The following is a 24,380-nucleotide window of genomic DNA, read 5'->3' on the forward strand; positions in this document are numbered from 1 at the left end:
GCAGGGCGTCTGGCGGGGCGGCCCGTGCGTCTGCGATTCTTGGCCTCGTTAGGCGACGGCGGAACGAGGAAGCCGGTGGGATTCCGGCACGGTACCGCCACTGTGAGTGGGGAGCGACCCCGACACGGCCACGGCCCCGTAGCGGGCGGGAAGGCCGGGGAAGCGTTGACCCCGAGTCAGGAGACTCACGCCGTCGCACCTCGACGTCCGGGGCGGAACTCCCCGAGAGAGGCCGGTGGCATCCGTATGTCCGCCATCTCCGCGCAGCGATCTGCTGTTGGCTGTCCGCAAGGCTGTCCGCACAACGCGGCCACTGCGCCGTGCGACGCCCGCCCCGGGGCGGGCGCGTCGCGCCTCCGCAGACTCTGATCCGCCCGCTGATTCACCGCCGACGGATCTCCTTCTCAGCCCTACGGCCCGTCGGGGCGCCTTGCCCTTTGCCCGCGCCGGGACGGCCCGTGCGGTTTCCTTCCTGCCAGGAGCAGTCATGCCCACAAGACCAGTCATGCCTCGTCGCCGCACGCTGGCTGCGGTGACCGTTGTCGTCGTCGGCCTCGCCCTCACCGCCTGCGGTGACGACACGGCACCCCGCTCAGCGGATACCACGGCTCACGGGAAGGGCCGGGGTTGCACTGACGATTTCGACCCGGCGAAGGACTACTTCCCCGTCAAGTCCAAGGTGCGGCACGCGAAGAACTTCACCCTCCGATACGAGAAGAGCTACCAGGTCCTCACGGTCAAGGAGCCCTACCCCAAGGGGAAGCCCGAGTCGTACGTCCTGGTCAAGTGCGGTGCGCCCAAGCCGAAACTCAGCGGCGACCTGGCGAAGGCGCAACAGATCACCACGCCGATCAAGAGCCTGTACTCCGCGTCCACCACGCATCTGCCCCTGCTCACCGAGACGGGAACCCTGGACGTTCTCACCGGCGTTGCCGACGGCTCGTTCGTCACCTCCGCCGAGGTACGCAAGCGCGTGAAGTCGGGCCGGGTGAGTGAGTACGCGCCGGAGCGCACGATCGCGACGGAGAAGGTCATCGCGGCCCAGCCGGATGTGCTGATGACCCAGGGCACGGACGATCCGCAGTACCCCAAGCTGCGGCAGGCGGGCATCTCCGTTGTCGCCAACGCGGAGTGGCTGGAGTCCACTCCCCTGGGCAGGGCAGAGTGGATCAAGGCCATGGCCGCCCTCACCGGCGCCGAGCGGCGCGCCGGTGCGGTCTTCGACGCCATCGAGACGGACTACACCAAGGTCGCCGCCAAGGCCGCGAAGGCCGGAAAGGCGGCGAAGGTGCTGCCGGGCACCATGTATCAGGGCACGTGGAACATGGCCTCCGGTGGCTCCTACGTCGGCAAGCTGATCAAGGATGCGGGTGGCACCTACCCGTGGGCGGGCACCAAGGGGACGGGCAACCTGCAACTCGGTTTCGAAGCGGTCTTCGCCAAGGGCGGTGACGCGCCGACGTGGCTGGTGGACCAGTCGTGGAAGTCGACTACTGACGCCACCAAGGCGGACCGCCGTTACGGCAAGCTGACCGCCGCCCGCGACGGACAGGTGTGGTCCAACACCAAAGCCCTGAGCCCCGAGGGCGGCAACGACTTCTACGAGCGCGGCGTCATCCGCCCCGACCTGGTACTCGCCGACCTGTTCGCGATCCTGCACCCGGACGCGGCCCCGGGCCACACCTTCACGTTCTACAAGAAGGTGCCCAAAGCGTGAGGACCACTGCTCCGCACCCGCCGGTCCCGGCGGTCGGCGACGGCGCCGGGGCCGCCGCAGCACGGGCGGCGTCGGCAACGGGGCGGCGGCGCGCGCTGGTTCTGGGCGGGCTGGCCGCGGGCACCGTGGTCCTGTTCGTCCTCGCGATCGCGCTCGGCTCGTACCGTGTCCCGCTCACCGAGGTGGTACGGGTCCTGCTGGGCGATGCCGGAGCCGACCCTCGCTGGCGGGTCATCGTCGAAGAGGTGCGGCTGCCCCGCGCGGTGACCGCGGTCGCCGTGGGCGCCGCACTCGCCGTGGCCGGCGTGCAGATGCAGACGCTCTTCCGCAACGCCCTCGCGGACCCGTTCTCCCTCGGCGTCAGCTCCGGCGCCAGCATGGGTGTCGCCGCGGTCGTGGTGAGCACCGGCGGCGTCGCCGGGAGCTTCACCGGGAACCTGGCGGGTGCCGGACGCGTCGGCGTCGTCGTGGCGGCGGCCTTCGGGGCCGCCTGCGTACTTGCGCTGGTGCTGGTGCTCTCGCGCTGGGTGCGCTCGGCGGTCACGCTCCTGGTCATCGGCGTGATGATCGGTTCGGCCGCGACTGCGGTGGTGAGCGTCATGCTCGTCTACGCACGCCCCGAGCACGCCCAGCAGTTCGTGATGTGGGGCCTGGGCAGCTTCAGCGCCACCACCTGGCCCGACCTGCAGGTGATGCTGCCGGTGGTCGGCGCCGGCCTGGCCGCGGCCCTGCTGATCACCAAGCGGCTCAATGCCCTGATGCTGGGTGAGGGCTACGCCCGCACCATGGGACTGAACGTGCGGCGCAGCCGGGACCTGGCCCTGCTGGGCACGTCGCTGCTGACCGGGGCCGCCACCGCGTTCTGCGGTCCGGTGGCCTTTCTCGGACTGGCGGTGCCGCATCTGACGCGCATCGCGCTGGGCACCTCGGACCATCGGGTGCTGGTGCCCGGGGCCATGTTCGCGGGGGCGTGTCTGGCTCTGGCCTGTGCGCTGCTCAGTCAGCCTCCGGGCACGGACGCGGTACTGCCGCTGAACGCGATCACGTCCCTGTTCGGGGCTCCGGTCGTCATCACCATCCTGGTCCGCAGCCGCCGCGGTATGCAGGGGGTGGGGTGATGGCCGACCGTACGCAGGAAGGGCTGCTGCCCGCTGCGCTGCGTGCCGGGGCTGTGGCCGGGGAGGCTGCCTCTCGGCCGGCGTACGCTACGTCACCTGGCATGCCGCGGACGGAGGTTGCCGTGCCCGACGGGCTTGCGACGCAGGCGCTCACGGTCGGCTACGGCGCCCGCTCGGCCTGGGGGCGCAACCGTCGGACGGCGGTCCTCCGGGACCTGCATCTCACCGCGCGCGCCGGTGAACTGACTGTGCTCCTCGGCCCCAATGGAGCGGGGAAGTCCACCCTGTTGCGCACCCTGTGCGGCCTGCTGCCTCCGTTGGCGGGGACGGTCCGCATCGGGGGTGCCGACATCGCTGCCGAACCGCCGGGCGTTCTGGCCCGGCGGCTCGCTGTCGTCCTCACCGACCGGATCGACGCCGGGCTGTTGTCCGCTCGTGAGGTCGTCGCGCTGGGCCGCCACCCGCACACGGGTTTCCTCGGCCGCCTCACCCCGGCCGACCACGCGGCCGTGGAGTGGGCCCTGAAGGCGGTGGCCGCCGGGCATCTGGCCGATCGTCCTGCGGCCGAGCTGTCCGACGGCGAACGCCAGCGGGTGCTCACCGCCCGCGCCCTCGCCCAGGAGCCCCGCGTCGTGCTGCTCGACGAGCCCACGGCCTTCCTCGACGTCGCCTCCCGAGTGGCGCTCACCGTCCTGCTGCGTGACCTGGCCCGCAGCCGTGGACTGACCGTCGTCGTCAGCACCCACGATCTGGAGCTCGCCCTGCGGGTCGCCGACGCGGTGTGGCTGGTGGACCGGGAAGCCCGCCTGCACACCGGAGCGCCGGAGGACCTGATCCGTAGCGGGGCGGTCGCCGCCGCCTTCGACGCCGAGCATCTCGCCTTCGACGCGGCCACGGGGAGTTTCGCCCTGCGCCGCCCGGCCAGGGGCAGGGTGGTCCTCGACGCCCCCGGCGACATGCTTCCGCTGCTGGAACGAGCCATGGCACGCGAGGGTTTGACCCTCGGCGAACCCGGCGGCGGTCTGGGGCGGCCCGGGCTCACCGAACTGCGCGTCACCGTCGACGGGGATGGGAACCTGGTGCTCCATCGGGGTGACGCGGATGTTCGGGTACCCACCTTCCATGAACTGACCCGCGCAGTCCGCAGGTACATCGCGGGCAAGGGAGGGCTCCGATGAAGGAGACCACGGCGTACCTGCGTGACGTGGCGGCGATCGGACCGTACTTCGCAGTGCGTGGTGGTGAGATCGCCGACGCCGCCGGATTCCGGCCGCTTGCGGAGCTGTATGCGAGCGAGGACGGGCGACCGCCCGCGCCGCTGGTGGAGTACGTGGAGCGCGTCCGGCAGCGCCTCGGCACCGACCAGACCCGGGTCGCCGCGTCCACCGTCCACCTCGGCATCGCCTCCCGACTGTGGTCCATCGCCCTGGCCTCTGCCGCCCTGGCCGGGGCCGTCCCCGACCTCTCCCCCGGCCGGCTGAGCTGGCGGCCGAGCCTCGCGGGCCCGGTCGAGCTGTGGCTGCCGCACCCCCGCGATCTTCAGCTGAGCGAACGCACTCCGCAGGCGGCGGCCGTCCACACCACGGTCGCCGTGCACAACCTCGAGCCGTTGCGGCGCGCAGTGCACCGAGTCGGGGGCGTCTCGGATCAGGTCCTGCACGGCAACGCCGCCTCGGCGCTCGTCGGCGCCCTGCGGGTCCTGCTCACCCGCACCCCAGCGGCCCCAAAGCACGTCGTCCCCACGGCGCTCGAACTGGTCGGCACGCTTCTCGACCGCGAACCGCTGCACGGGACCGGCAGCTTCCGGTGCGGCCCCGACGGGTTCCCGGTCTTCTCCCGGCGCAGCTGCTGCCTGTACTACCGCGTGCCCGGCGCCGGAACCTGCGGTGACTGTGTGCTCCGCAACCGCCCACGCAGCCGGAACGGCCATCCGCGTACCACCGGCTCCACGACACCGAAGTGAGGACCCCTTATGTCCGCAACCCCTGCGCCCTCGGCGGGACCGTCATCCGAACCGACTGTCGTCGAGACGCCGGGCTCAGGCATCCAGCACCTCTGGGCGCTGCCCGTCGACGAGGCCACGCTGCTCGATCTGGTCACCACAGTGTTCACCGACTTCTGGTCGCAGATCCACTTCGGCCCGATCATTGAAGGAGCCGCCTGGGAGGTCGGTGCCCCGGGCGCCCCGACCTCCATCACGATGAACGACGGCTACGTCACGGTCGACTTCGGCGCCTGGCACTTCCATCTGTGCATCGGGGAGCACACCGCCTCCGGGCCGGAACTCGGACGCATCCGGCGCTGTTCGCGCGCCGAGCTCTACCGTGGCATCGGCCGTGACGGAGCCCCCACCACCTGGGGGCTGCGCCTGTTCAACGGCCGCGATGAGCAGATGATGACGGTCCTGCTGCCCAACCCGTTCCTCACCGACCGTCAGGGCATCAGGGAAACCCCGGACTTCTCACGCCTGGCCGCCTGGGACGCGCTGCGCTCCCGCTTCCTCGGCCTCGGACCGGACCCCCTGGATCGTACGGGCAAGGGGTTCGCCCACAGCGGCTGACACCGCGCCACAGGCGGATCTCCCGTGCGCCGTGCCCTACGTGCGGCGGGGTTTCGCGCGGACGTGCATGCGTTCGCCCTGCGGTCCGAACAGGCTGAGGATCTCCACCGGTGACTCCCCAGTGCTGCCGAACCAGTGCGGCAGCCGGGTGTCGAACTCGGCGACCTCCCCCGCCGTGAGAACGAGGTCGTGCTCGGTGAGCACCAGCCGTAGCTTCCCGCTGAGCACGTACAGCCACTCGTAGCCCTCGTGCGTACGCGGATCGGGTTCGCTGCGGGAGGTGCCGATGACCATCTTGAACGCCCGCAACCCGCCGGGCTGCTGGGTCAGCGGCACCACCGTCGAGTCCCCGTGCCTGACCGGCTTCAGCCGGACCCGCGGGTCACCGACGCGCGGCGCGCCGACCAGCTCGTCAAGGGGCACCTGGTGGGCGTTTGCGATCGGCAGCAGCAGCTCCAGGCTCGGCTTCCGCTGCCCGGACTCCAGCCGGGACAGCGTGCTGACCGAGATCCCGGTGGTCTCCGACAGCGCCGCAAGGGTGCACTTGCGCTGCTGGCGGATGCGCTTGAGCCTCGGTCCAACAGCGGCGAGCACGTCTTCCATACCGGCTATTGCAGAAACGGCAACAAGGTTTGTCAAGTCGGCATCGCCGGGCGCATGGTCGGCGTCAGGAGGTGTTTCAACCATGGAAGCAGGTGCGATGAGCGACTTCGACTGGGCCGCGATGGCCGACATGCTGGAGCTCGAGGGTGAGGCGCACAGCCCCTATGTGCGACAGGCCCTCGAGGAGCTGAAGCACCTGACCCCAGGGCGGATCCTGGACGTCGGCAGCGGCCCGGGGGTCGCTGCCTGCCGGTTGGCGGCGGTGTTCCCGCGGGCCGAGGTCACCGCGGTGGACGGGGCGCCGGAGCTGCTCGCCCGCGCCGAGGAACGGGCCGAGCGGCTCGGCGTCCGGTTGCGGACCCAGGTGGCCGAGTTTCCGGAGGGACTCGCCGACCTGGGTCCGGCGGACCTGGTGTGGTCGGCACAGGTCGTGCACCACGTCGGCGACCAGCAGGGCGCGCTGGACCAGCTGGTCGGGCTGCTCGAGCCCGGCGGTGTGCTGGCCATCGTCGAGGGCGGTCTGCCGGCCCGCTGGCTGCCGCGTGACCTGGGCTTCGGGCGTCCTGGACTGCAGGCCCGGCTGGATGCGGCACTGGCGGACCGGTTCAGCCGGATGCGGGCCGAGCTGCCCGGCTCGGAGGCAGTAGTCGAGAACTGGCCCGGCATGCTCCGGGCCGCGGGACTCACCGAGGTGCGGAGCAGGACCTTCCTCGTGGACCATCCGGCGCCCTTGGCCGAGGGGCCGCGGCAGTCGGTGCGGCGGTCGCTGGAGCGGCAGCGCGAGATGCTCGGTGAGCTTCTGGACGCCGAGGACCTGGCGACGCTGGACCGGCTGCTCGACCCGGCCGACCCGGCGGGTGTCGACCGGCGTGCCGACCTGTTCCTGCTGACCGCGAAGACGGTGCACTTCGGCCGTCGGCCTGAGCACCGATAAGACCGATAGGCCGCCGCATCGGCTGCCGTCGGTCGTACGCCGCGCGTCCGGCAGCCCGGAGCGGGCGGAGAATGGGCCCGCGCACACCCCGTCCGGGCATCCGAAAACCCTGCCCGGCCCGCCCCTCCGGGCGCTGTACTGGGGCGATGCCGCTCCCCGAACGGGCACAATCGGTCACGACCTGCGACGGAACGAGCCTGGTCACCACGCCCTGGTGCTTGTTAAATCACTTCACAAGCCCGAACGGGCATCGACGGGACCAGGAGCGAGGGAGGTGCGCCGTGGACGCCGAGGAACGCCGGAGAAGGATGCTCGAGCTGGCCCGACGCACCGGATCCGTCGATGTCGCCAAGCTCGCAGCCGAGGTCGGGGTCTCCAAGGAGACGGTCCGACGGGATCTGCGCGTCCTGGAGGAGCACGGGCTCGTACGGCGCACGCACGGCGGCGCATACCCCGTGGAAAGCGCGGGTTTCGAGACCACCCTGGCCTTCCGCACCACCATGCATGTGCCAGAGAAATCCCGGATCGCCACCGCGGCTGCGGAGCTGCTCGGCGACGCCGAGACCGTCTTCGTCGACGAGGGCTTCACCCCGCAGCTCATCGCCGAGGCTCTGCCCCGGGGCCGGCCACTGACCGTGGTCACGGCGTCCCTCACGGTAGCCAGCGGTCTGGCGAGCAGCGAGAACATCACCGTTCTGCTCCTGGGCGGCCGGGTCCGCGGCGGCACCATGGCGACCGTCGACCACTGGGTCGTCCGCATGCTGTCCGGCTTCGTCATCGACCTGGCGTACATCGGTGCCAACGGCATCTCTCGCACCTACGGCCTCACCACGCCCGACCCGGCGGTCAGCGACGTCAAGTCCGAGGCGATGCGGGTGGCACGGCGGCGGGTCTTCGCCGGGGTGCACACCAAGTTCGGGGCCGTGAGTTTCTGCCGGTTCGCGGACGTGGCCGACCTCGAGGCGATCGTCACCGACACCGGCCTCTCCCTGTCCGAGGCTCATCGCTTCTCGCTCCTGGGCCCCAAGGTCCTACGGGTGTGAGCCGCACCCACTTCTGACAACTCCAACCCTTCCAATACCCCGCGCGGGGGGGCTGGTTCCGCACACCCGGAACCGGGCGCTCCGCCCCCCGAAACACAGCTCGATCGAGACGGAGACACACATGCCGATCCAGGGACGAAAGAACGGCATATCCAGCCTTATAGCGGTCGCCGCAACGGGGGCACTCCTCGCGGCGTGCAGTGGAGCCGGCGGCACCGGCCCCTCCGGCGGCGACACCCTCAACGTCCTCATGGTGAACAACCCGCAGATGGTCGAGTTGCAGAAGCTCACCGCGGAGCATTTCACCAAGAAGACGGGCATCAAGGTCAACTTCACGGTGCTGCCGGAGAACGATGTCCGCGACAAGATCAGTCAGGACTTCTCCAACCAGGCGGGCCAGTACGACGTGGCCACCATCAGCAACTTCGAGGTGCCCTTCTACGCCAAGAACCAGTGGCTGCACCAGCTCGACGACTACGTCGCGGACGACAAAGCCTTCGGCCAGAACGACATTCTCAAGCCCATCCAGCAGTCCCTGACCGCCGAGGACGGCAAGCTCTACGCCCAGCCGTTCTACGGCGAGTCGTCCTTCCTCATGTACCGCAAGGACGTCTTCGCGGAGAACGGGCTCAAGATGCCGGAGAAGCCCACCTGGCGGCAGGTGGCCGACCTCGCGGCGAAGGTCGACGGCGCGCGGCCCGGCATGAAGGGCATCTGTCTGCGCGGCCTGCCCGGCTGGGGCGAGGTCATCGCACCGCTCACCACGGTCGTCAACACCATGGGCGGCACCTGGTTCACCAAGGACTGGCAGGCCAAGCTCACCTCCCCCGAGTTCACCAAGGCGACCAAGTTCTATGTCGACCTGGTGCGCAAGCACGGCGAGGCGGGCGCCGCCCAGGCCGGGTACGCCGAGTGCCTGAACAACGTCACCCAGGGCAAGACCGCCATGTGGTACGACGCCACGGCCGCCGCCGGTTCGCTCGAGGCCGCGAAATCCCCGGTCAAGGGCAAGATCGGCTACGTCCAGGCGCCGGTCGAGAAGACCGAGAGCTCGGGCTGGCTCTACACCTGGGCCTGGGGCCTGCAGAAGGCGTCCAAGAACCCGGACAAGGCCTGGAAGTTCATCTCCTGGGCGTCCAGCAAAGAGTACGAGGAACTGGTCGGCAAGGAGCTCGGCTGGGCCAACGTGCCCGGCGGCAAGCGCGCCTCCACATACTCCAACCCCGAGTACAAGAAGGCCGCCGCCGCCTTCGAGGCGGTCACCCAGCAGGCCATCTCCAGCGTCGACCCGCGTGACCCGGGCACGCAGCCGCGGCCGACGATCGGCATCCAGTTCGTCGACATCCCGGAGTTCACCGACCTCGGCACGAAGGTCTCGCAGGAGATCAGCGCCGCCATCGCGGGCAAGCAGTCCGTCGAGACGGCCCTCAAGAAGTCGCAAGCGCTCGCCGAGAAGGTCGGCAAGGAGTACCAGAATCGATGACCACCCCGACCCCCGCCACCGCGCTGCCCTGCAGCCGGTCCGGCCCACCTCCCCCACCCGCCGTACCGCAGCCGCCGCGGCCGAGGCCGCGGGGCGCGCGGGCCTGGGCGACCCGCGCCCCGCTCTTGCCCGCCCTGGTGTTCCTGATCGTCGTCACCCAACTGCCGTTCGCGGCAACCTTGGTGATCTCCCTCTTCGACTGGAACTCCCTGGCTCCCGACGCCCGCCGCTTCACGGGGCTGTCCAACTACGCCACCGTGGCCCGTGACGCGGAGCTGCGCGACTCGGTGCTGACCACGGCCCTGCTGACGGCCACGGTCGTCCTCGTCAGCGTCGTCCTCGGACTGCTGATCGCGCTGCTGCTGGACCGTACGTTCCCCGGGCGGGGCGTGGTGCGCACCATGCTGATCGCCCCGTTCCTGCTGGTACCGGTCGCCGCGGCACTGCTGTGGAAGCACGCGCTGTTCAACCCGGAGTACGGGCTGCTGAACGGAGTTCTGAACTGGCTGGGTCTCGGCCAGCCGGACTGGATCTCGGACCTGCCGCTCATCGCGGTCGAGGTGTCGCTGATCTGGCAGTGGACGCCGTTCATGATGCTGATCCTGCTGGCCGGGCTGCAGAGCCGTCCGCTGGACATGGTGGAGGCGGCCCGGCTGGACGGCGCGACCAGCCTGCAGATCTTCCGCTACCTCACGCTGCCGCACCTGCGGCGCTACCTGGAGCTCGGCGTGCTGCTCGGCTCGATCTACATCGTGCAGAACTTCGACGCGGTCTTCACGATCACATCCGGCGGCCTGGGCACCGCCAACCTTCCGTACACGATCTACCAGACGTTCTACCAGGCGCACGAGTACGGGCTGGCCTCGGCCGCCGGCGTGCTGGTCGTGATCGGCTCGATCGTCATCGCGACCTTCGCCCTGCGCGTGGTGTCGTCGCTGTTCCGCGAGGAGGTGTCCCGCGCATGACCGCGGTCACGTTCACCGCTTCGGCGGGGCCCGTCCACCGGGCGCGGCGCCGCGGGGCCGTGCTGGGCCTGCTGGCCTGGGGGACCGGCATCGCCTTCTTCCTGCCCGTGGCGTGGATGGTGCTGACCTCCCTGCACTCGGAGAGTGACGCCGCGACCAACCCGCCCTCGCTGGCCGCCTCGCTCACCCTGGACGGCTACCGCGCGTTCTTGGGCGCGGGCGGCGGGGCCAGCCCCTGGCCGTCGCTCATCAACTCGACGACGGCGAGCGTCGTTTCGACGCTGCTGGTGCTGCTGCTCGCGCTCCCTGCGGCGTACGCGCTGTCCATCCGTCCGGTCCGCAAGTGGACCGACGTCCTGTTCTTCTTCCTGTCCACCAAGATGCTGCCGGTGGTCGCCGGGCTGCTTCCGGTCTACCTCTTCGCCAAGAACACCGGCCTGCTCGACAACATCTGGCTGCTCGTCGTTCTCTACACCTCGATGAACCTGCCGATCGCGGTGTGGATGATGCAGTCTTTCCTCGCGGACGTGCCCCTCTCCATCATCGAGGCCGCCCAGATGGACGGCGCCCGACTGCCGACGATCCTCTCCCGCATCGTCGCCCCCATCGCCGGGCCCGGCATCGCCGCCACCGCACTGATCTGCTTCATCTTCAGCTGGAACGAGATGCTCTTCGCCCGGGTGCTCACCGGGGTGACCGCACAGACCGCACCGGTCTTTCTGACCGGCTTCGTCACCAGCCAGGGCCTGTTCCTGGCGCAGCTGTGCGCCGCTTCGACCGTCATCTCCCTGCCGGTGCTCGCCGCCGGTTTCGCCGCCCAGGACAAGCTCGTCCAGGGCCTTTCGCTAGGAGCCGTCAAATGAGGGCCGCGCTCATCGAAGCCCCCGGCAAGGTCACCGTTACCACCGTGCCCGACCCGGCTCCAGGACCGCGGGAGGTCGTCGTCGACATCGCCGCCTGCGGGCTGTGCGGAACGGATCTGCACATCCTCCAGGGCGAGTTCGCCCCCACCCTGCCCGTCGTGCCCGGACACGAGTTCGCCGGTGAGATCGTTGGGGTCGGCTCGGAGGTCAAGGAGCTGGCCGTGGGCGACCGGGTGGCCGTCGACCCGTCCCTGTACTGCCACGAGTGCCGCTACTGCCGCACCGGCCACAACAACCTCTGCGACCGCTGGGGGGCGATCGGCGTCACCGTCGCCGGCGGTGCGGCCGAGTACGCCCTCGCCCCCGCGGCCAACTGCGTCCGGCTGCCCGAGCACGTGGACGTCCGGGACGCGGCACTGATCGAGCCGCTGTCCTGCGCGGTCCGCGGCTACGACGTGCTCGGCTCGCGGCTGGGCGCCCAGGTGCTGATCTACGGCTCGGGAACGATGGGCCTGATGATGCTGGAACTGGCCAAGCGCACGGGGGCCGCCGGCGTCGACGTCGTCGACATCGCCCCTGAACGGCTCGCCACTGCACGGCAGCTGGGCTGCTCGCGGGCCGCCGCGTCGGCCGACGAGCTGGACCGGCCGCAGGGCTGGGACGTGGTCATCGACGCCACCGGTATTGCGGCGGCCATCCAGGACGGCCTCGGCCGCGTGGCGAAGGCGGGCACGTTCCTGCAGTTCGGCGTCTCGGACTACGCCACGACCGCCACCATCGAGCCGTACAAGATCTACAACCAGGAGATCACCATCACCGGCTCCATGGCGGTCCTCCACAGCTACGAACGTGCCGCCGACCTGTTCGCCACCGGCATCCTCGACCCCGAGGTCTTCATCAGCGACCGACTGCCGCTGGAGCAATACCCGCAGGCACTGGAGAAGTTCCAGGCCGGACAGGGACGCAAGATCGTGGTGGAGCCGTGACCGCAACGGCCGCTCCCGTGCTGGTGATGGGCGAGGCGCTGGTCGATCTGGTCCCTGCCGCGGTGGGAGACCTGCCGGGCTACGTCCCGCATCCGGGCGGGGCCCCGGCCAACCTGGCCGCCGGCCTGGCCCGGCTCGGCGTACCGGTGAGCTTCGTCGGCGGGCTCGGCCGGGACGCCTTCGGGGCGGCGAACGAACGCCGCCTTTCCGCTGCCGGTGTGGACCTCCGGCTCTGCACACACCCCGACCGGCCCACGGCTCTGGCAGTGGCACACCTCCCCCAGCTCACTCCCCCTGGGCTTGGGCGTACTTCCCCTGGGGGCACTTCTCCGGTTACCTCCCCCTGGGGGCACTCCCCCAGCCACCGGTCGGGGCGCTCCCAGGGGATCCTTACCCCGCCCGTCAGGCCCAGGGGGACCACCGCTCGAGGGCCCTCGGCGGCGGCCGGCGACGAGTGCGGCACGGCGTACGACTTCCACCTCGACGGCACCGCCACCTTCCGGATCGCCCCACTGACGAGCGGCCTGGACGGCTTCCGGGCCGTCTGCGTCGGCGGCCTGGCGGCAGTGGTCGCCCCGGCGGCCGACGCCGTCGCCGCTACGGCCCACGCCGCCTCCGAACAGTCCGTGCTCGTCGTCGATCCCAATGTGCGTACACTTCCGGCGCTCGACCCTGCCGAGTGCCGGCAACGGCTCGTCCGGCTCTGCGAACAGGCCCACATCGTCAAGGCCAGTGACGAGGATCTGAGCCGGCTGTGGCCGGGCGAGACCGCCGAAGCCGCCTGCCGGAGGCTGTCGGCCGCAGGCCGTCTCGTCGTCCTCACCCGCGGAGCGGAGGGGAGCACCGCGTTCACGCCCCGCGGCCACCGGGTAGCCGTGCCACCGGTCCCCGTGCGTGTGGTCAACACGATCGGCGCGGGGGACGCCTTCACCGCCGGGCTGCTGACCGGCCTCGCCCGGGCGGACCTGCTCCACCGCACAGCACTGACCGGCATCACCGCCGACCAGGCACGGCGCGTGCTGACGCTCGGCGCCCAGGTGGCCGCGTCCGTGTGTGCACAGGCAGGCTCGGAACCGGCGGATGCCGCCGCCTGCCTCACCTGAAAGGCCATCAAAGACACATGCACGCGACCGTCGCCGGGGTGGACAGCTCCACCCAGTCGTGCAAGATCATCGTCTGCGACGCCCGTACCGGGGAGGTCCTCGCGCGGGGCCGCGCGGCCCATCCCGAAGGCACCGAAGTGGATCCCGAGGCCTGGTGGGAGGCGCTGCTCCAGGCCGGGCAGGGCCTGCTGGACGGGGTGGACGCCATTGCGGTCGCCGGCCAGCAGCACGGCCTGGTGGCGCTCGACGCGGAGGGCCTGCCGGTCCGCGACGCGCTGCTGTGGAACGACACCCGCTCTGCCCGGTCCGCCGTGGACCTCGTCGACGACCTCGGGGGGCCGCAGGAGTGGGCGAACGCGGTGGGCACCGTACCGGTCGCCGCGATCACCGCCGCCAAGCTGCGCTGGCTGGCCGACCACGAGCCCGAACGCGCCGACCGTACGGAGACGGTGACACTGCCGCACGACTGGCTCACCTGGCGGCTGTGCGGAGGGCCCGCAAGCGGTGCGCAGCCGGTCACCGACCGCGGCGACGCCTCGGGGACCGGCTACTGGTCCCCGGCCGAGGGCCGCTACCGCGACGACCTGCTCCGCCTCGCCTTCCGCGGTCGCGCCCCCCAACTGCCCCGTGTCCTTCCGCCCGGCGCAGCGGCGGGCCGCACCTCGGCCGGGGCACTCGTCGCCGCCGGCACCGGGGACAACATGGGCGCGGCCCTCGGCCTCGGCATCGACCCCGGAGACGTCGTGATCTCGCTCGGCACCAGCGGTACGGCCTTCGCCCGCTCGCCGTACCCGACCGCCGACCCTTCGGGCGCGGTCGCCGGATTCGCCGACGCCACCGGGCAGTTCCTGCCTCTGGTCTGCACGCTCAACGCGGCCCGGGTCCTCAGCTCCACCGCCCGGATGCTCGGCACCGAGCTGGCGGAGATCGACACCCTCGCCCGGAAGGCCGAGCCGGGTGCCGGAGGGCTGGTCCTGCTGCCCTACCTCGGCGGGGAGCGCACCCCCAATCTGCCCGACGCCTCCGGGAGTCTGCTGGGCCTGCGCGAGGCCAACATGTATCCGCACAACCTCGCCCGCGCCGCCGTCGAGGGGATGCTCTGCGGGATGGCCGACGCGCTGGACGAACTGCGCGGCCAGGGCGTCCGCGTGGAGCGGGTGCTGCTCATCGGCGGGGCCGCGAAGGCGCCGGTGGTCGGCGAGGCCGCGGCAGAGATCTTCGGCACGGCCGTCACCGTGCCACGGCCCGACGAGTACGTCGCCCTCGGAGCCGCCCGCCAGGCCGCCTGGGCGCTGAGCGGCGCACTCCAGCCTCCGGCGTGGCCGGCCTCCGGCGGGACGGAGGTCCCGGCACCCTCGGACGGGGGCGCTGCAGGACGCCGGATCCGGCAGGCGTACACACAGGCCCGGCTGTCGCTGTACGACGTCTGAGCCGACTCCGGCACCCGGCCCCGGGTCGCGGGTACGGTTCGAGCGTCCGGCCGCCGGTCCCCGCGTCAGCGGCTCGCCGCGCCACCGCCGGGCGGTGCACTCAGCAGGGGGTCCGCCGCGGCCAGTGCCGCGGCGAGGCGCTCCAGCGTCCCCTCGTCCCGGGCGACAGGCGCATACGCGCGTCCCCGGTCCGTACCCCAGGCGCGCGCCACCGCTGCGGGGTCCTCGTCCGACAGCAGACCCGCGGCCTGCGCCGCCGCTCCCAGGGCGACCAGCTCCGAGGCCTCGGGCACCACGACCGGCCGCCCCGACAGCCGGCGCACCGTCTCCCGCCACGCCGTCCCCCTGGCCCCTCCACCGATCAGCAGAATCGGCGCGTCGGCGGCGGCGTCTCCCGCCAGGACCCGATCGAGGGCGGACAGCAGGGCGAACACCGCACCGTCGTAGGCCGCCTGCAGTACCTGACCCGCTGTCGTCTCATGCCGCAGCCCGTAGAGCAGCCCGGATGCGTAGGGCAGATGCGGGGTGCGCTCCCCGTCGAGGAACGGCAGCAGCACCGTACCGCCGCCCGGTTCCACCGCCTCCCGGTCCCGGCCCAGCAGGGCCGCGAACCGGTCCACCGCCTGGGTGCAGTTGAGCGTGCAGGCCAGCGGCAGCCAGTCGCCGCGGGCGTCCGCGAAGCCCGCGACGGTGCCGGTCGGGTCGGCGGGGCGACGGAGCGAGATGGCGTAGACCGTGCCCGAGGTCCCCAGGCTGAGCACCGGCCGCTCGGGCCGCAGCCCGAGCCCGAGGGCCGCTGCCATGTTGTCGCCGGTGCCGGGTGCGACGAGGGCACCCGGGGCAAGCGGCAGCTCCGGCAGGTCCCGCACGACCCCCACGGCCGATCCCGGGGGCACGACCTCCGGCAGGAGATCGGCTGACAGCCCGATGCGGTCGAGGACCTCTTCGTCGTACGCCTCGGTGGCCGCCGACCACCAGCCGGTGCCGGACGCGTCCCCGCGATCGGTGACGGCGCGCCCGGTGAGCCGCTCGGTCAGATAGTCGTGGGGCAGCCGGACGGCGGCGACCTCGCGGGCCGCCTTCGGCTCGTTCTCGCACAGCCACACCCACTTGGTGACGGTGAACGCGGGCGCCGGCACGCTGCCGATCCGCTCCGCCCAGGCCCGTGGCCCGCCCAGCTCCGCGACGAGCCGGTCGCGCTGCGGCGCCGAGCGCACGTCGTTCCACAGCAGCGCCGGACGTACGGGGCGGCCCCCGGCGTCGAGGGTCACCAGCCCGTGCTGCTGGCCGCCGACCGAGATCGCCGCAGCGCGGCGAGCGGCGGTGCCGCACTGGGCCAGCGCCTCGCACAGCGCGCGCCACCACTGCTCGGGGTCGCTCTCCCGCCCGGCTCCGGTGCTCACCCGGTGGGGCGCCTGCCCGCGCGCCACGACCGTACCGGTCCTGGCGTCGACGACCAGCACCTTGGTGGACTGGGTGGAGCTGTCCACCCCCACGACCAGCGGACCTTCCGACGACATCAGGATGTCCCTCCTCCGACTGCGGTTACCTCGTTTCTGCCCGTCTATCCCCGTAGGCCTTCCGTGCCGCGTCACCCCGCTCCACGCGGGACGAGGTCCGGCACTGGGTGGGTGCGGACCCAGAGGGCTGCATCACGCGGATTACCTCTACGCTTCGCAAGGCGATCGGATGTTCGGGCAGCACGTGGAGGGGACGGTGAGCCGTGCGCACCGAGAGGCACATGAGCCGCAGGCCGGCGACGCGTAAGCCGTGGTCCCGCTCGATGTTGGCATGGGCCGCGGCAGCGTCGCTTGTCGTTGGATGCGATGCATTCGAGGGAGGAGACGGCTCCTCGGGCGCGGCGCCTGAGGTGTCGGAGGGGCGAGCTGCGAGCCCGCTGCAGAACGCGGATGGCACCGAGCCCGGGCTTGCGTCCGTGACGTCGGAGGAGGACCGGGGCGAGGCGCGAAGGCTGATCGAGAAGCTGGCGGTGAAGGGACGCGGCCCCAAGACCGGCTACGAGCGGGACGAGTTCGGCTATGCGTGGATGGACACAGCTGACGGGGTTCCGCTTGCCCGCAATGGTTGCGACACTCGAAACGATCTGATGAATCGCGATGGTCAGGACGTGCACTTCCGTTCCGGCTCGGACTGCGTGGTGATGTCGATGACGCTTCACGACCCGTACACCGGCAAGGACATCGACTGGAAGAAGCAGAACGCGATGGCTGTCCAGATCGACCACGTGGTGCCGCTCTCGTACAGCTGGCAGATGGGCTCTTCCCGCTGGACGGAGGACAGGCGCGAGCAGTTGGCCAACGACCCCCTCAATCTCCTGCCCGTGGACGGTCCGACCAACAGCGCAAAGAGAGACTCCGGTCCCGCCTCCTGGCTGCCCCCGAACAAAAGGATTCGGTGCTCGTACGCAGTGCGGTTCGCCCAGGTCGCCCTGAAGTACGACATGCCGGTGACGGCTGCGGACAAGGGGATGATGCTGACGCAGTGCGGCGGCTGAGTAAACGCCGGTCTGCCACCGGACCGGAGCTGGGGCGACACATGGCGCCCCAGCTGATCAGGCCGGGAGGTGACGCCCCCGGCGGAGACGAGCGGGCGGCGTTGCCCAGGCAACGGCAAGGAGGGCCGCGCTCGCACAGGCCACGCCTCGCCGGTGCCTACTGAGCCACCCCACGGTGTCATGCTGGTGGGCCTGATCGTCGAACGGACCATGGGCGCCCGCGTCGGTGGCCTCGTCCGCCGGTGCCCAGAGGTTCGCCGGCCTGCGCGGAATCGCCTCGTCCGTCTGCTGGGAATCCACACCGGTACGGGCCAGGTACCAGTCCGCCAGCCGCGGAGCCAGCCGGTTCCCGAGAATGGTGTACGCCGTGGGGAGCCCCACCCACACGTTGCGGCGCGGCCGCCGCACCAGCTCCGCTACCGCGCGGGCTGCCACTTCGGGCTGGTAAACGGGCGGCATGGGACGAGGACTCCGTGGCATCCGGTTGAGGATCCAGGTGAACTGCGGAGTGTTCAGTCCCGGTAGTTGAACCATGCACACCCTGACCCGGCTGCCCTGGTGCTCGAGTTCGGTGACGACCGACTCGGTGAAGCCGACGATGGCGTGCTTCGCGCCGCAGTACGCGCTCTGCAAGGGGACACTGCGCCCGCTCAGGGCCGAGCCCACGTTGATGACGATTCCATGGTCCCGGGGCAGCATGCGCCGCAGCGCGGCCCGGGTGCCGTGCACCAGCCCGTGGTACGTGACGTCGGTGACCCGCCGGAAGTCCTTGGGATCGACCTCCATGAAGGGCGCCAGATACCCGGTGAAGGCCGCGTTGACCCATACGTCGATGGGACCGAGTTCCCTTTCGATGCGTTCGGCGGCGTCCTCGACCGCCTGCTCGTCGGCGACGTCGGTCGGCACGCCCACGGCCCTCCGCCCGGCGGCCCCGACATCGGAGGCGGCGGCCTCCAGACCCGCCCGGCCTCGTGCCAGCACACCGATGTCGTAACCGTCCGCGGCGAGACGTCTGACCGTGGCCCGTCCGGCACCCGCAGAGCCTCCGGTGACCACCGCCACTCCGGCGCGGGCTGGTGAACTCATCCAAGCCTCCCAGTTCCGGTTACGGCTTCTCCCGCCGTGGCGCACTCGCCGACAACGTCTCCTCCGGAGACCGCCGGCACTGCCACGCCTCGATGACGCCGCGGCCGCTGTCAGTCTTCTCCGTGGCCTTAAGCGGCCGACGACCGAGTACCCGTATCGGCTCCCGTCACGCGAACAGCCGAGATCCCGGCGGTGACGCCCGCAGTGATTCGGATCCGCACTGTTTCAGAGGGGGACCGAGGGGCACACGGCCTGCGTCCGCGCGGAGGTGATGACGTGCCCGGCCGTGAAGAGCTGCCCTCGACGCTGGAGCGCTCGCCGAAGGAGGCGCAGTGCACATGGATCAAGGCTCACGACTCGGCCGTGGAACAGTACGGCGAGGGTGAGCGTGCGCACCGGGTGGCCTACAGCGCGCTCAAGCACACGTACGAGAAGGTCGGCGACCACTGGGAGCGCAAGCAGACGGGGCGCAAGGCCCCGTCCGACCCCAAGGCGTGATCGTCCACGACCGGCTACGCGCTACGACGCTGCTGTGCCTGCCGGCTTTGTGCTCGACCTGCGGACGTGGGAGCAATGCCCTGGCCCGCTCAGGCAGCGTCGGGACGGTGCGCGGTGAAAGTCACCTGGGTGTCATCGTTGTCGAGGGCGATATTCAGGGTCGCGTCCAAAGCCTTGGCCAGCCTGGCGAGGAGCGGCAGCGTCGGGACGGTGTCGGAGCCTTCAATCCGGGAGATCTTCGCCTGGGTGAGGCCCGCGCGGTCGGCCAGTTCGCTCTGGGTGAGCCCGAGCTCGGTACGCCGGTCGTACACGGCTTTCGCCAGAGCCATGGACAGCCGGATCTCGCGACGCGCCTCGGCTACGTCCTCCGGCTCGGTGAAGCCCTCGACGAGCTTCCGCTCGCGCAGGGTCTTCCAGCGGCTGTGGCTCATTGCTCCACCTCTCCTTCCTCGATGATGCGGATGAACTCCTCGTGGGCAGGGCCATGTTCCGCCTCGCAGATCTTTTGTGCGAGTTTGGCGCGCCTGACCTCGGCGTCCTCCCGCATTCTCGTCTTACGGAAGACGGTCAGCAGGACCGCGGTGCGGTTAGGCGTGAGCCAGTACGTGATGCGTATGGCAGCACCGTCGAGGGTCGGGCGCAGCTCCCGCACTCCGTCGCCGAGGTAGCGGGCGTAGGGCTCGCCGAGCGCGGCGGCGTGTTCCGCGAGCAACCCGACATATTCGTCGATCTTGAGGAAGTGCTTGGCCGGTAGTGTCTCCAGCCAGTCCCGCACCTCGGGCTCGAGCTCGATGTTGAAGAGCGCATCCACACCACAACGCTATATGTCGCCTGCGACATATTCAAGGTGGTGCGGCCGGCAGCGCAGACTCCGACGAGGGGTCGAGAGCGATGCCGTGGCGGCGGCGGCCTCGGCCGGGGTCGCGGGTTTCTGCCTGACCGCTTGAATCGTTTCGCTTCTGGAGCGTTTACAGCGCGTGCGGCTCGCGCTACGTTCCGAAACACGGAGTGGGAGCGCTCCCAACTCCCCTCCTCCGACCGACGATCCCCACTCGATCACGTCGAAGGGACACGGCGCGATGACACGTCGATTAAGCGGCTCCGCTGGGGGCCGGCCCCGCAGACGGGTGCTGCTCCTCCTGCTCGCCGTACTGCCCGCTCTCACCCTGGTCTTCTTCACCCCCGGCTCTGCCGCCGCGCACGGAGCGCCGATGCAACCGGGCAGCCGTACCTTCCTGTGCTGGAAGTACAGCCTGAGCGACACCGGGGAGATCAAACCCTCCAACCCGGCCTGCCAGGCGGCCCTCGACAAGGGCGGGGCGAATCCGTTCTACAACTGGTTCTCCGTCCTGCGCTCGGACGGTGCGGGCCGCACCCGCGGGTTCGTCCCCGACGGGCAGCTGTGCAGCGGCGGCAACCAGACCTTCACCGGGTTCGACCTGCAACGCAAGGACTGGCCGTACACCCATCTCACGTCCGGCGCGACGATGACCTTCTCCTACAACGCCTGGGCCGCACACCCCGGTTGGTTCTACTTGTACGTCACCAAGGACGGCTACGATCCGGCGCAGCCGCTCACGTGGGACGACATGGAGGAGCAGCCCTTCCTGACGGCGGACCACCCGCCGCTGTCAGGACAAGTGGGCACGGTCGACGGCAAGTACACCTGGACCGGCAATCTGCCGTCCGGCAAGACCGGGCGCCACATCATCTACATGGTGTGGGAGCGTTCGGACAGTGCGGAGACCTTCTACAGCTGCTCCGATGTGGTCTTCGACGGTGGCAACGGCGAGGTGACGGTGCCGGGCGGCAGTGACCCCGGCGATCCGCCGACCGACCCGCCGACTGGCGAGTGCACCGCCACCCACAAGGTCGTCAGTTCCTGGAATGGCGGCCACCAGGCGGAGGTCACCGTGACCAACACCGGTAGCACGCCGATGCCCGGCTGGATGGCGGACTGGACCCTGCCGGCCGGACAGCGGATCGACAGCTTGTGGAACGGCACGCATACGGTCAGCGGCCAGGAAGTGACGGTCCACAACGCCAACTGGAACGGGAAGCTGGCGGCGGGAGCCTCCACGACCTTCGGCTATGTCGTCGCCGGAGAGTCCGCGGGCGACGCCCCCGCTCTGCGCTGCACGGTCCACTGACCCCCTCCCCCGGCGTCGGCCTGCCGCCCACTTCCTCCCGGCTGGGCGGCAGGCCCGAGGGACCTGCCGAGTTCGGATCCAACGTGCCGGCCTGATGGCCGCTGTGCTGCTCTCGGCACTTCCCGTATTCGCCCGCTACCTGTTCGCACGCCGCCGGCTCATCGCAGGGCCGGCCGGCGTCGGCGGAAAGTAGGTGCTTCATGGCTGCTCACCCCTCATCGTGGCCGGGCCGCTCCAGCCTCACCATCAAGGACCCCGGAAACCCCACCGCCTACGTCACCGACACCACCCGCTCGCTCGCATGGACGAATGCGGTGAGCGCGGACGGCGACGAACTGTCCGCAAAGCTCGCGCCACGTTCGCTGACCACAGTGGTCCTGGACGCGGCCGCGCGCCCCGCACACCCGGTGGTAGGGCCGTGATCCGGGTCGCGATCGTCGGCACCGGCGCCATCGCGGAGGCCCACGCCCGGGATCTCACCCTGCTCGGCGACCGCGCACAGATCGTCGCCGCGGTCGACGTCGACGCCGCGCGGCTCGACGCCTTCGCGCAGCGGTGGGCCGTGCTCCACCGCTTCGGCGGCCTTGCCTAGATGCTCGCCACGGCACGGCCGGACGTGGTCAACCTGTGCACGCCCCCGGGCCTGCACCACCCTCAGGCCCTTACCTGCCTGGCGGCCGGGGTGACGGTGGTGTGCGAGAAACCGCCCGCACTGAGCCTCGCGGAGTTCGACGAGATCATCGACGCACAGGCCGCGGGCGACGGCCGTTTCGCGACGGTGTTCCAGCAGCGGTTCAGCAGCGGGGCCCGCACGCTGCGCGGGCTCACCGGCACGCCGGTCCTCGGCCGTCCGATGGCGGCAGTCTGCAACACGCTGTGGTTCCGCCCGGACGACTACTTCGCGCCGCAGTGGCGCGGCCGGTGGGAGGTGGAGGGCGGCGGCCCCACGATGGGACACGGCATCCACCAGATGGACCTGTTGCTGTCGGTCCTCGGCCCGTGGCGGGACGTCGTGGCAGTCGCCGACCGCAGGGCGCGGCCCACCGCGACCGAGGACGTGTCGGCCGCGCTCGTCACCTTCGCCGACGGCACCGTGGCCACCGTGCTGAACAGCCTGCTCTCGCCGCGGCAGACCAGCTACCTCCGGTTCGACTTCGAGCACGCCACGGTCGAGCTGGAGCACCTCTACGGCTACGACGACGCGGCCTGGACCGTCACCGGCGCCGACGGCCACGAGGACGCGGTCACGGCCGCCTGGAACAAGGGGCCGAAAGGCGAACCGAGCGGGCACGCCGCCCAGTTCAAGGCCGTCTTCAACGCCGTCGAGGCCGGCACCCCGCCACCGGTGACACCGCCCGAGTCCCGCGCGAGGCTCGAACTCATCGCCGCGATCTACGCATCGGCCTTCACCGGAGAGCGGATCAAACGCGGCCAGATCGGCCCGGATTCGCCCTTCTACCACCGGATGGACGGCCCCGGTGCTCCGTGGCTGCTGCCTAGGCGGCCGATCGCGATCGCGGAACAAGCGAACGAAGGGCCGTCCGGGCCCGGACTCGAGGTGCCGGTATGACGCTGCGACTCGTCACCACCGTCGACAGGGCGGATGAGGAAACGGCGGGGAACGCCGTGTCGGTGTACGCCGGCGACGTGGAGATCCTGCGGTACGTCCACCGGCCCGAGATGCCACCGTTCGAGGGGCCGAAGCCGTATCTCCATCCGGTCCGCACCCTCGCCGGCGACGTGGTCACTGCCTACCGGCCGCACGACCACCGTTGGCACAAGGGCATCCAGATGACCGCATCGTATGTGTCCGGCCAGAACTTCTGGGGCGGCGGCAGCTACGTCCGCGACCGGGGCTATGTGGACCTGGCCAACGTCGGCACGATGCGGCACGAGGAGTTCACCGCATTCGAGGCGGACCACAACCGCGTACACCTGGCCGAACGACTGACCTGGCACACTCAGGCGGGGGAACACTGGGTGGACGAGAACCGCGAGCTGAGTGTGCGCGACGTCGACGACGTGTCGTGGGCCTTGGAGTTCGGCACCGAGCTGACGAACGTGCGCGGTGAACCCCTCGTGTTCGGCAGCCCGACCACGAACGGCCGTCCCCTGGCTGGGTACAGCGGACTGTCCTGGCGGGGAACGCGGTCGTTCACCGACGGCGAGGTCATCGCGGCGGACGGGCAGGGCGGCCCCGAGATGATGGGCAGGGCTGCACGCTGGCTGGCGTACGCCGGCCAGCACGACGAGGTCGACCGTTCGTCCACGCTGCTCTTCCTCGATCATCCGGGCAACGACAAGCAGGCACCGACGCGTTGGTTCGTGCGGAGTACACCGTTCCCCGCGGTCAACCCCTCGATCGCCTTCTCCGACGAGGTCGAGCTGGCCCCCGGAGACTCGCTGCGGCTGCGCTACCGCGTCGTCGTCGCGGACGGGGCGTGGGACCGCGCACGCCTGGAGTCCTACGTGGAGGACCACCCGTGGTGACACCGTTCCCCGGAGCGGTCGGCCTGTCCGGACTGCGCGTCTACGACTGGCCGGCCGAGGACGGCCTGTGCGGGGGCTCACCGCACGTGCACCTAGCCTGCGCGGAAGGCTATGTCGTCGTCGCGGGCGAGGGCCGCCTACAGACCCTGACGCACCGCGGATTCGCCGAGACCGCTCTGCGGGCCGGAACGGTCGCCTGGTTCACGCCCGGCACGATCCACCGGCTCGTCAACGACGACGGCCGCCTGCGGATCGTCGTCATCATGCAGAACGGCGGCCTCCCGGAGGCCGGTGATGCCGTGTTCACCTTCCCTGCGGCCACGCTCGCCGACCCCGACGCGTACGCGCGGGCTGCCGCACTCACTGACGGCCGACACGTGTACGCCGACGACGAGAACGCCGCAAGGTGCCGCCGCGACCTCGCCGTCGAGGGCTTCACCGAGTTGCGGCGGCGCACCGCAGACGGCGACCGGGAGGCCCTGGACGACTTCTACCGCGCCGCCGTCCGGCTGAAGGCCGACAGCTTCCCCGAGTGGGAGCGGCGTTGGCGGGACGGCGCAATGGCCGCGGCGCTCCGCACCGGTGACCACCTGGAACTCCTCCAGAAGGGGAACTGGAACCATCTACAGGAGGCCGACATCCACCTGCTCCAGCGGCCGCGCGCCCCAAGGCTCGGCATGTGCGGCCGGCTCGATGCCTACGACTCCGCCGCGTCTTCAACAACGAGCCCCTCGCCTACCTGAAGAACTACGGCGAGGGCTGGGGCTACATGAACAGCTCGGTGGCCGGGGTCCTCGTGGACAACCACGACACCGAGCGCAACGGCAGCACCCTGG

Annotated in this window: 24 protein-coding genes, 2 pseudogenes and 1 riboswitch; of the genes and pseudogenes, 21 read left to right on the forward strand and 5 right to left on the reverse strand. The window is 70.8% G+C overall.

Annotation, left to right across the window (positions count from 1 at the left end):
* Positions 1-33: 33 nt before the first annotated feature.
* A riboswitch (cobalamin riboswitch) is annotated at positions 34-202 on the forward strand.
* A 285-nt stretch (positions 203-487) separates the two neighbouring features.
* The 5 genes from ACTWQI_RS26435 (at position 488) to ACTWQI_RS26455 (ending at position 5,395) form a co-directional block, all read left to right on the forward strand.
* A complete protein-coding gene (locus ACTWQI_RS26435; RefSeq protein ID WP_443274259.1) occupies positions 488-1,717 on the forward strand; it encodes an ABC transporter substrate-binding protein in 1,230 nt (409 codons plus the stop codon).
* Positions 1,714-2,835 (forward strand): iron chelate uptake ABC transporter family permease subunit, encoded by a 1,122-nt coding sequence (locus ACTWQI_RS26440; protein WP_443274260.1) that lies wholly within the window; start codon positions 1,714-1,716, stop codon positions 2,833-2,835. The genes ACTWQI_RS26435 and ACTWQI_RS26440 overlap by 4 nt, the downstream gene beginning before the upstream one ends.
* Before the next feature lie 101 nt (positions 2,836-2,936).
* Complete coding sequence (locus ACTWQI_RS26445) at positions 2,937-4,013, forward strand: ABC transporter ATP-binding protein (protein WP_443274261.1); 1,077 nt, start codon at positions 2,937-2,939, stop codon at positions 4,011-4,013.
* Complete coding sequence (locus tag ACTWQI_RS26450) at positions 4,010-4,798, forward strand: (2Fe-2S)-binding protein (protein ID WP_443274262.1); 789 nt, start codon at positions 4,010-4,012, stop codon at positions 4,796-4,798. The genes ACTWQI_RS26445 and ACTWQI_RS26450 overlap by 4 nt, the downstream gene beginning before the upstream one ends.
* 9 nt (positions 4,799-4,807) lie before the next feature.
* Complete coding sequence (locus tag ACTWQI_RS26455; RefSeq protein WP_443274263.1) at positions 4,808-5,395, forward strand: DUF7676 family protein; 588 nt, start codon at positions 4,808-4,810, stop codon at positions 5,393-5,395.
* Between the two features lie 36 nt (positions 5,396-5,431).
* Here ACTWQI_RS26455 and ACTWQI_RS26460 read toward each other — a convergent pair whose 3' ends face one another.
* On the reverse strand, positions 5,432-5,998 hold the full coding sequence (locus tag ACTWQI_RS26460) for a helix-turn-helix domain-containing protein (RefSeq protein WP_443274264.1): 567 nt from the start codon (positions 5,996-5,998) through the stop codon (positions 5,432-5,434).
* Positions 5,999-6,080: 82 nt separating this feature from the next.
* On the opposite strand from ACTWQI_RS26460, the gene ACTWQI_RS26465 reads away from it, so the two are divergent.
* From ACTWQI_RS26465 to xylB (ACTWQI_RS26500), 8 genes are all read left to right on the forward strand, one after another.
* Complete coding sequence (locus tag ACTWQI_RS26465) at positions 6,081-6,932, forward strand: class I SAM-dependent methyltransferase (RefSeq protein ID WP_443274265.1); 852 nt, start codon at positions 6,081-6,083, stop codon at positions 6,930-6,932.
* A 281-nt stretch (positions 6,933-7,213) separates the two neighbouring features.
* Positions 7,214-7,975: a DeoR/GlpR family DNA-binding transcription regulator gene (locus ACTWQI_RS26470; RefSeq protein ID WP_443274266.1), complete on the forward strand. Its 762-nt coding sequence runs from the start codon at positions 7,214-7,216 to the stop codon at positions 7,973-7,975.
* 121 nt (positions 7,976-8,096) lie between these two features.
* On the forward strand, positions 8,097-9,458 hold the full coding sequence (locus ACTWQI_RS26475; protein WP_443274267.1) for an ABC transporter substrate-binding protein: 1,362 nt from the start codon (positions 8,097-8,099) through the stop codon (positions 9,456-9,458).
* Positions 9,455-10,423, forward strand: a complete 969-nt coding sequence (locus tag ACTWQI_RS26480) for a carbohydrate ABC transporter permease (protein ID WP_443274268.1) — start codon at positions 9,455-9,457, stop codon at positions 10,421-10,423. The genes ACTWQI_RS26475 and ACTWQI_RS26480 overlap by 4 nt, the downstream gene beginning before the upstream one ends.
* Positions 10,420-11,286, forward strand: a complete 867-nt coding sequence (locus tag ACTWQI_RS26485; RefSeq protein WP_443274269.1) for a carbohydrate ABC transporter permease — start codon at positions 10,420-10,422, stop codon at positions 11,284-11,286. The genes ACTWQI_RS26480 and ACTWQI_RS26485 overlap by 4 nt, the downstream gene beginning before the upstream one ends.
* Entirely contained in the window at positions 11,283-12,272 is a 990-nt protein-coding gene (locus tag ACTWQI_RS26490) for a zinc-dependent alcohol dehydrogenase family protein (protein ID WP_443274270.1), read from the forward strand. The genes ACTWQI_RS26485 and ACTWQI_RS26490 overlap by 4 nt, the downstream gene beginning before the upstream one ends.
* Positions 12,269-13,375: a PfkB family carbohydrate kinase gene (locus tag ACTWQI_RS26495; protein WP_443274271.1), complete on the forward strand. Its 1,107-nt coding sequence runs from the start codon at positions 12,269-12,271 to the stop codon at positions 13,373-13,375. Before ACTWQI_RS26490 ends, ACTWQI_RS26495 begins: the two co-directional genes overlap by 4 nt.
* Positions 13,376-13,392: 17 nt before the next feature.
* Positions 13,393-14,805 carry a xylulokinase gene (xylB, locus tag ACTWQI_RS26500; protein ID WP_443274272.1) on the forward strand — a complete coding sequence of 471 codons (1,413 nt, stop codon included), beginning with the start codon at positions 13,393-13,395 and terminating at the stop codon, positions 14,803-14,805.
* 65 nt (positions 14,806-14,870) lie between these two features.
* Here xylB (ACTWQI_RS26500) and xylB (ACTWQI_RS26505) read toward each other — a convergent pair whose 3' ends face one another.
* Positions 14,871-16,325, reverse strand: coding sequence for a xylulokinase (xylB, locus tag ACTWQI_RS26505; protein ID WP_443274273.1), 1,455 nt, complete (start codon positions 16,323-16,325; stop codon positions 14,871-14,873).
* Positions 16,326-16,546: 221 nt separating this feature from the next.
* On the opposite strand from xylB (ACTWQI_RS26505), the gene ACTWQI_RS26510 reads away from it, so the two are divergent.
* Complete coding sequence (locus ACTWQI_RS26510) at positions 16,547-17,320, forward strand: HNH endonuclease family protein (RefSeq protein ID WP_443274274.1); 774 nt, start codon at positions 16,547-16,549, stop codon at positions 17,318-17,320.
* A gap of 57 nt (positions 17,321-17,377) precedes the next feature.
* Here ACTWQI_RS26510 and ACTWQI_RS26515 read toward each other — a convergent pair whose 3' ends face one another.
* Positions 17,378-18,406 carry an SDR family oxidoreductase gene (locus ACTWQI_RS26515; RefSeq protein WP_443274275.1) on the reverse strand — a complete coding sequence of 343 codons (1,029 nt, stop codon included), beginning with the start codon at positions 18,404-18,406 and terminating at the stop codon, positions 17,378-17,380.
* Positions 18,407-18,682: 276 nt separating this feature from the next.
* Here ACTWQI_RS26515 and ACTWQI_RS26520 point away from each other — a divergent pair.
* Positions 18,683-18,901: pseudogene (locus ACTWQI_RS26520) on the forward strand (ChaB family protein); the annotation flags it as partial.
* 92 nt (positions 18,902-18,993) lie between these two features.
* Here ACTWQI_RS26520 and ACTWQI_RS26525 read toward each other — a convergent pair.
* Positions 18,994-19,335, reverse strand: a complete 342-nt coding sequence (locus ACTWQI_RS26525; RefSeq protein WP_443274276.1) for a helix-turn-helix domain-containing protein — start codon at positions 19,333-19,335, stop codon at positions 18,994-18,996.
* Positions 19,332-19,715, reverse strand: coding sequence for a type II toxin-antitoxin system RelE/ParE family toxin (locus tag ACTWQI_RS26530; RefSeq protein WP_443274277.1), 384 nt, complete (start codon positions 19,713-19,715; stop codon positions 19,332-19,334). The genes ACTWQI_RS26525 and ACTWQI_RS26530 overlap by 4 nt, the downstream gene beginning before the upstream one ends.
* A 268-nt stretch (positions 19,716-19,983) precedes the next feature.
* On the opposite strand from ACTWQI_RS26530, the gene ACTWQI_RS26535 reads away from it, so the two are divergent.
* From ACTWQI_RS26535 to ACTWQI_RS26560, 6 genes and pseudogenes are all read left to right on the forward strand, one after another.
* Entirely contained in the window at positions 19,984-21,054 is a 1,071-nt protein-coding gene (locus ACTWQI_RS26535) for a lytic polysaccharide monooxygenase auxiliary activity family 9 protein (protein ID WP_443274278.1), read from the forward strand.
* Between the two features lie 200 nt (positions 21,055-21,254).
* Positions 21,255-21,476, forward strand: coding sequence for a hypothetical protein (locus ACTWQI_RS26540; RefSeq protein WP_443274279.1), 222 nt, complete (start codon positions 21,255-21,257; stop codon positions 21,474-21,476).
* A pseudogene (locus ACTWQI_RS26545) lies at positions 21,473-21,796 on the forward strand (Gfo/Idh/MocA family protein); the annotation flags it as partial. The gene ACTWQI_RS26540 and the pseudogene ACTWQI_RS26545, both read left to right, overlap by 4 nt.
* A gap of 36 nt (positions 21,797-21,832) precedes the next feature.
* Positions 21,833-22,624 (forward strand): Gfo/Idh/MocA family protein, encoded by a 792-nt coding sequence (locus ACTWQI_RS26550; RefSeq protein ID WP_443274292.1) that lies wholly within the window; start codon positions 21,833-21,835, stop codon positions 22,622-22,624.
* Positions 22,621-23,544 (forward strand): PmoA family protein, encoded by a 924-nt coding sequence (locus tag ACTWQI_RS26555; RefSeq protein ID WP_443274280.1) that lies wholly within the window; start codon positions 22,621-22,623, stop codon positions 23,542-23,544. Before ACTWQI_RS26550 ends, ACTWQI_RS26555 begins: the two co-directional genes overlap by 4 nt.
* The gene (locus tag ACTWQI_RS26560; protein ID WP_443274281.1) at positions 23,538-24,287 is read left to right on the forward strand and encodes a cupin domain-containing protein; all 750 of its coding nucleotides are present in this window, start codon (positions 23,538-23,540) and stop codon (positions 24,285-24,287) included. Before ACTWQI_RS26555 ends, ACTWQI_RS26560 begins: the two co-directional genes overlap by 7 nt.
* Positions 24,288-24,380 lie beyond the last annotated feature (93 nt).

The sequence above is a fragment of the Streptomyces sp. KR80 genome (assembly GCF_052245555.1).
Classification (GTDB): Bacteria; Actinomycetota; Actinomycetes; order Streptomycetales; family Streptomycetaceae; genus Streptomyces.

Excerpts from the sequence above, each read along its gene's own strand:
- ACTWQI_RS26435 (WP_443274259.1), top strand. The coding sequence starts at position 488 with ATGCCCACAAGACCAGTCATGCCTCGTCGCCGCACGCTGGCTGCGGTG.
- ACTWQI_RS26445 (WP_443274261.1), top strand. The coding sequence starts at position 2,937 with ATGCCGCGGACGGAGGTTGCCGTGCCCGACGGGCTTGCGACGCAGGCG.
- ACTWQI_RS26450 (WP_443274262.1), top strand. The coding sequence starts at position 4,010 with ATGAAGGAGACCACGGCGTACCTGCGTGACGTGGCGGCGATCGGACCG.
- ACTWQI_RS26455 (WP_443274263.1), top strand. The coding sequence starts at position 4,808 with ATGTCCGCAACCCCTGCGCCCTCGGCGGGACCGTCATCCGAACCGACT.
- ACTWQI_RS26460 (WP_443274264.1), bottom strand. The coding sequence starts at position 5,998 with ATGGAAGACGTGCTCGCCGCTGTTGGACCGAGGCTCAAGCGCATCCGC.
- ACTWQI_RS26465 (WP_443274265.1), top strand. The coding sequence starts at position 6,081 with ATGGAAGCAGGTGCGATGAGCGACTTCGACTGGGCCGCGATGGCCGAC.
- ACTWQI_RS26475 (WP_443274267.1), top strand. The coding sequence starts at position 8,097 with ATGCCGATCCAGGGACGAAAGAACGGCATATCCAGCCTTATAGCGGTC.
- ACTWQI_RS26480 (WP_443274268.1), top strand. The coding sequence starts at position 9,455 with ATGACCACCCCGACCCCCGCCACCGCGCTGCCCTGCAGCCGGTCCGGC.
- ACTWQI_RS26485 (WP_443274269.1), top strand. The coding sequence starts at position 10,420 with ATGACCGCGGTCACGTTCACCGCTTCGGCGGGGCCCGTCCACCGGGCG.
- ACTWQI_RS26490 (WP_443274270.1), top strand. The coding sequence starts at position 11,283 with ATGAGGGCCGCGCTCATCGAAGCCCCCGGCAAGGTCACCGTTACCACC.
- xylB (WP_443274272.1), top strand. The coding sequence starts at position 13,393 with ATGCACGCGACCGTCGCCGGGGTGGACAGCTCCACCCAGTCGTGCAAG.
- xylB (WP_443274273.1), bottom strand. The coding sequence starts at position 16,325 with ATGTCGTCGGAAGGTCCGCTGGTCGTGGGGGTGGACAGCTCCACCCAG.
- ACTWQI_RS26510 (WP_443274274.1), top strand. The coding sequence starts at position 16,547 with ATGAGCCGCAGGCCGGCGACGCGTAAGCCGTGGTCCCGCTCGATGTTG.
- ACTWQI_RS26515 (WP_443274275.1), bottom strand. The coding sequence starts at position 18,406 with ATGAGTTCACCAGCCCGCGCCGGAGTGGCGGTGGTCACCGGAGGCTCT.
- ACTWQI_RS26525 (WP_443274276.1), bottom strand. The coding sequence starts at position 19,335 with ATGAGCCACAGCCGCTGGAAGACCCTGCGCGAGCGGAAGCTCGTCGAG.
- ACTWQI_RS26535 (WP_443274278.1), top strand. The coding sequence starts at position 19,984 with ATGACACGTCGATTAAGCGGCTCCGCTGGGGGCCGGCCCCGCAGACGG.
- ACTWQI_RS26540 (WP_443274279.1), top strand. The coding sequence starts at position 21,255 with ATGGCTGCTCACCCCTCATCGTGGCCGGGCCGCTCCAGCCTCACCATC.
- ACTWQI_RS26555 (WP_443274280.1), top strand. The coding sequence starts at position 22,621 with ATGACGCTGCGACTCGTCACCACCGTCGACAGGGCGGATGAGGAAACG.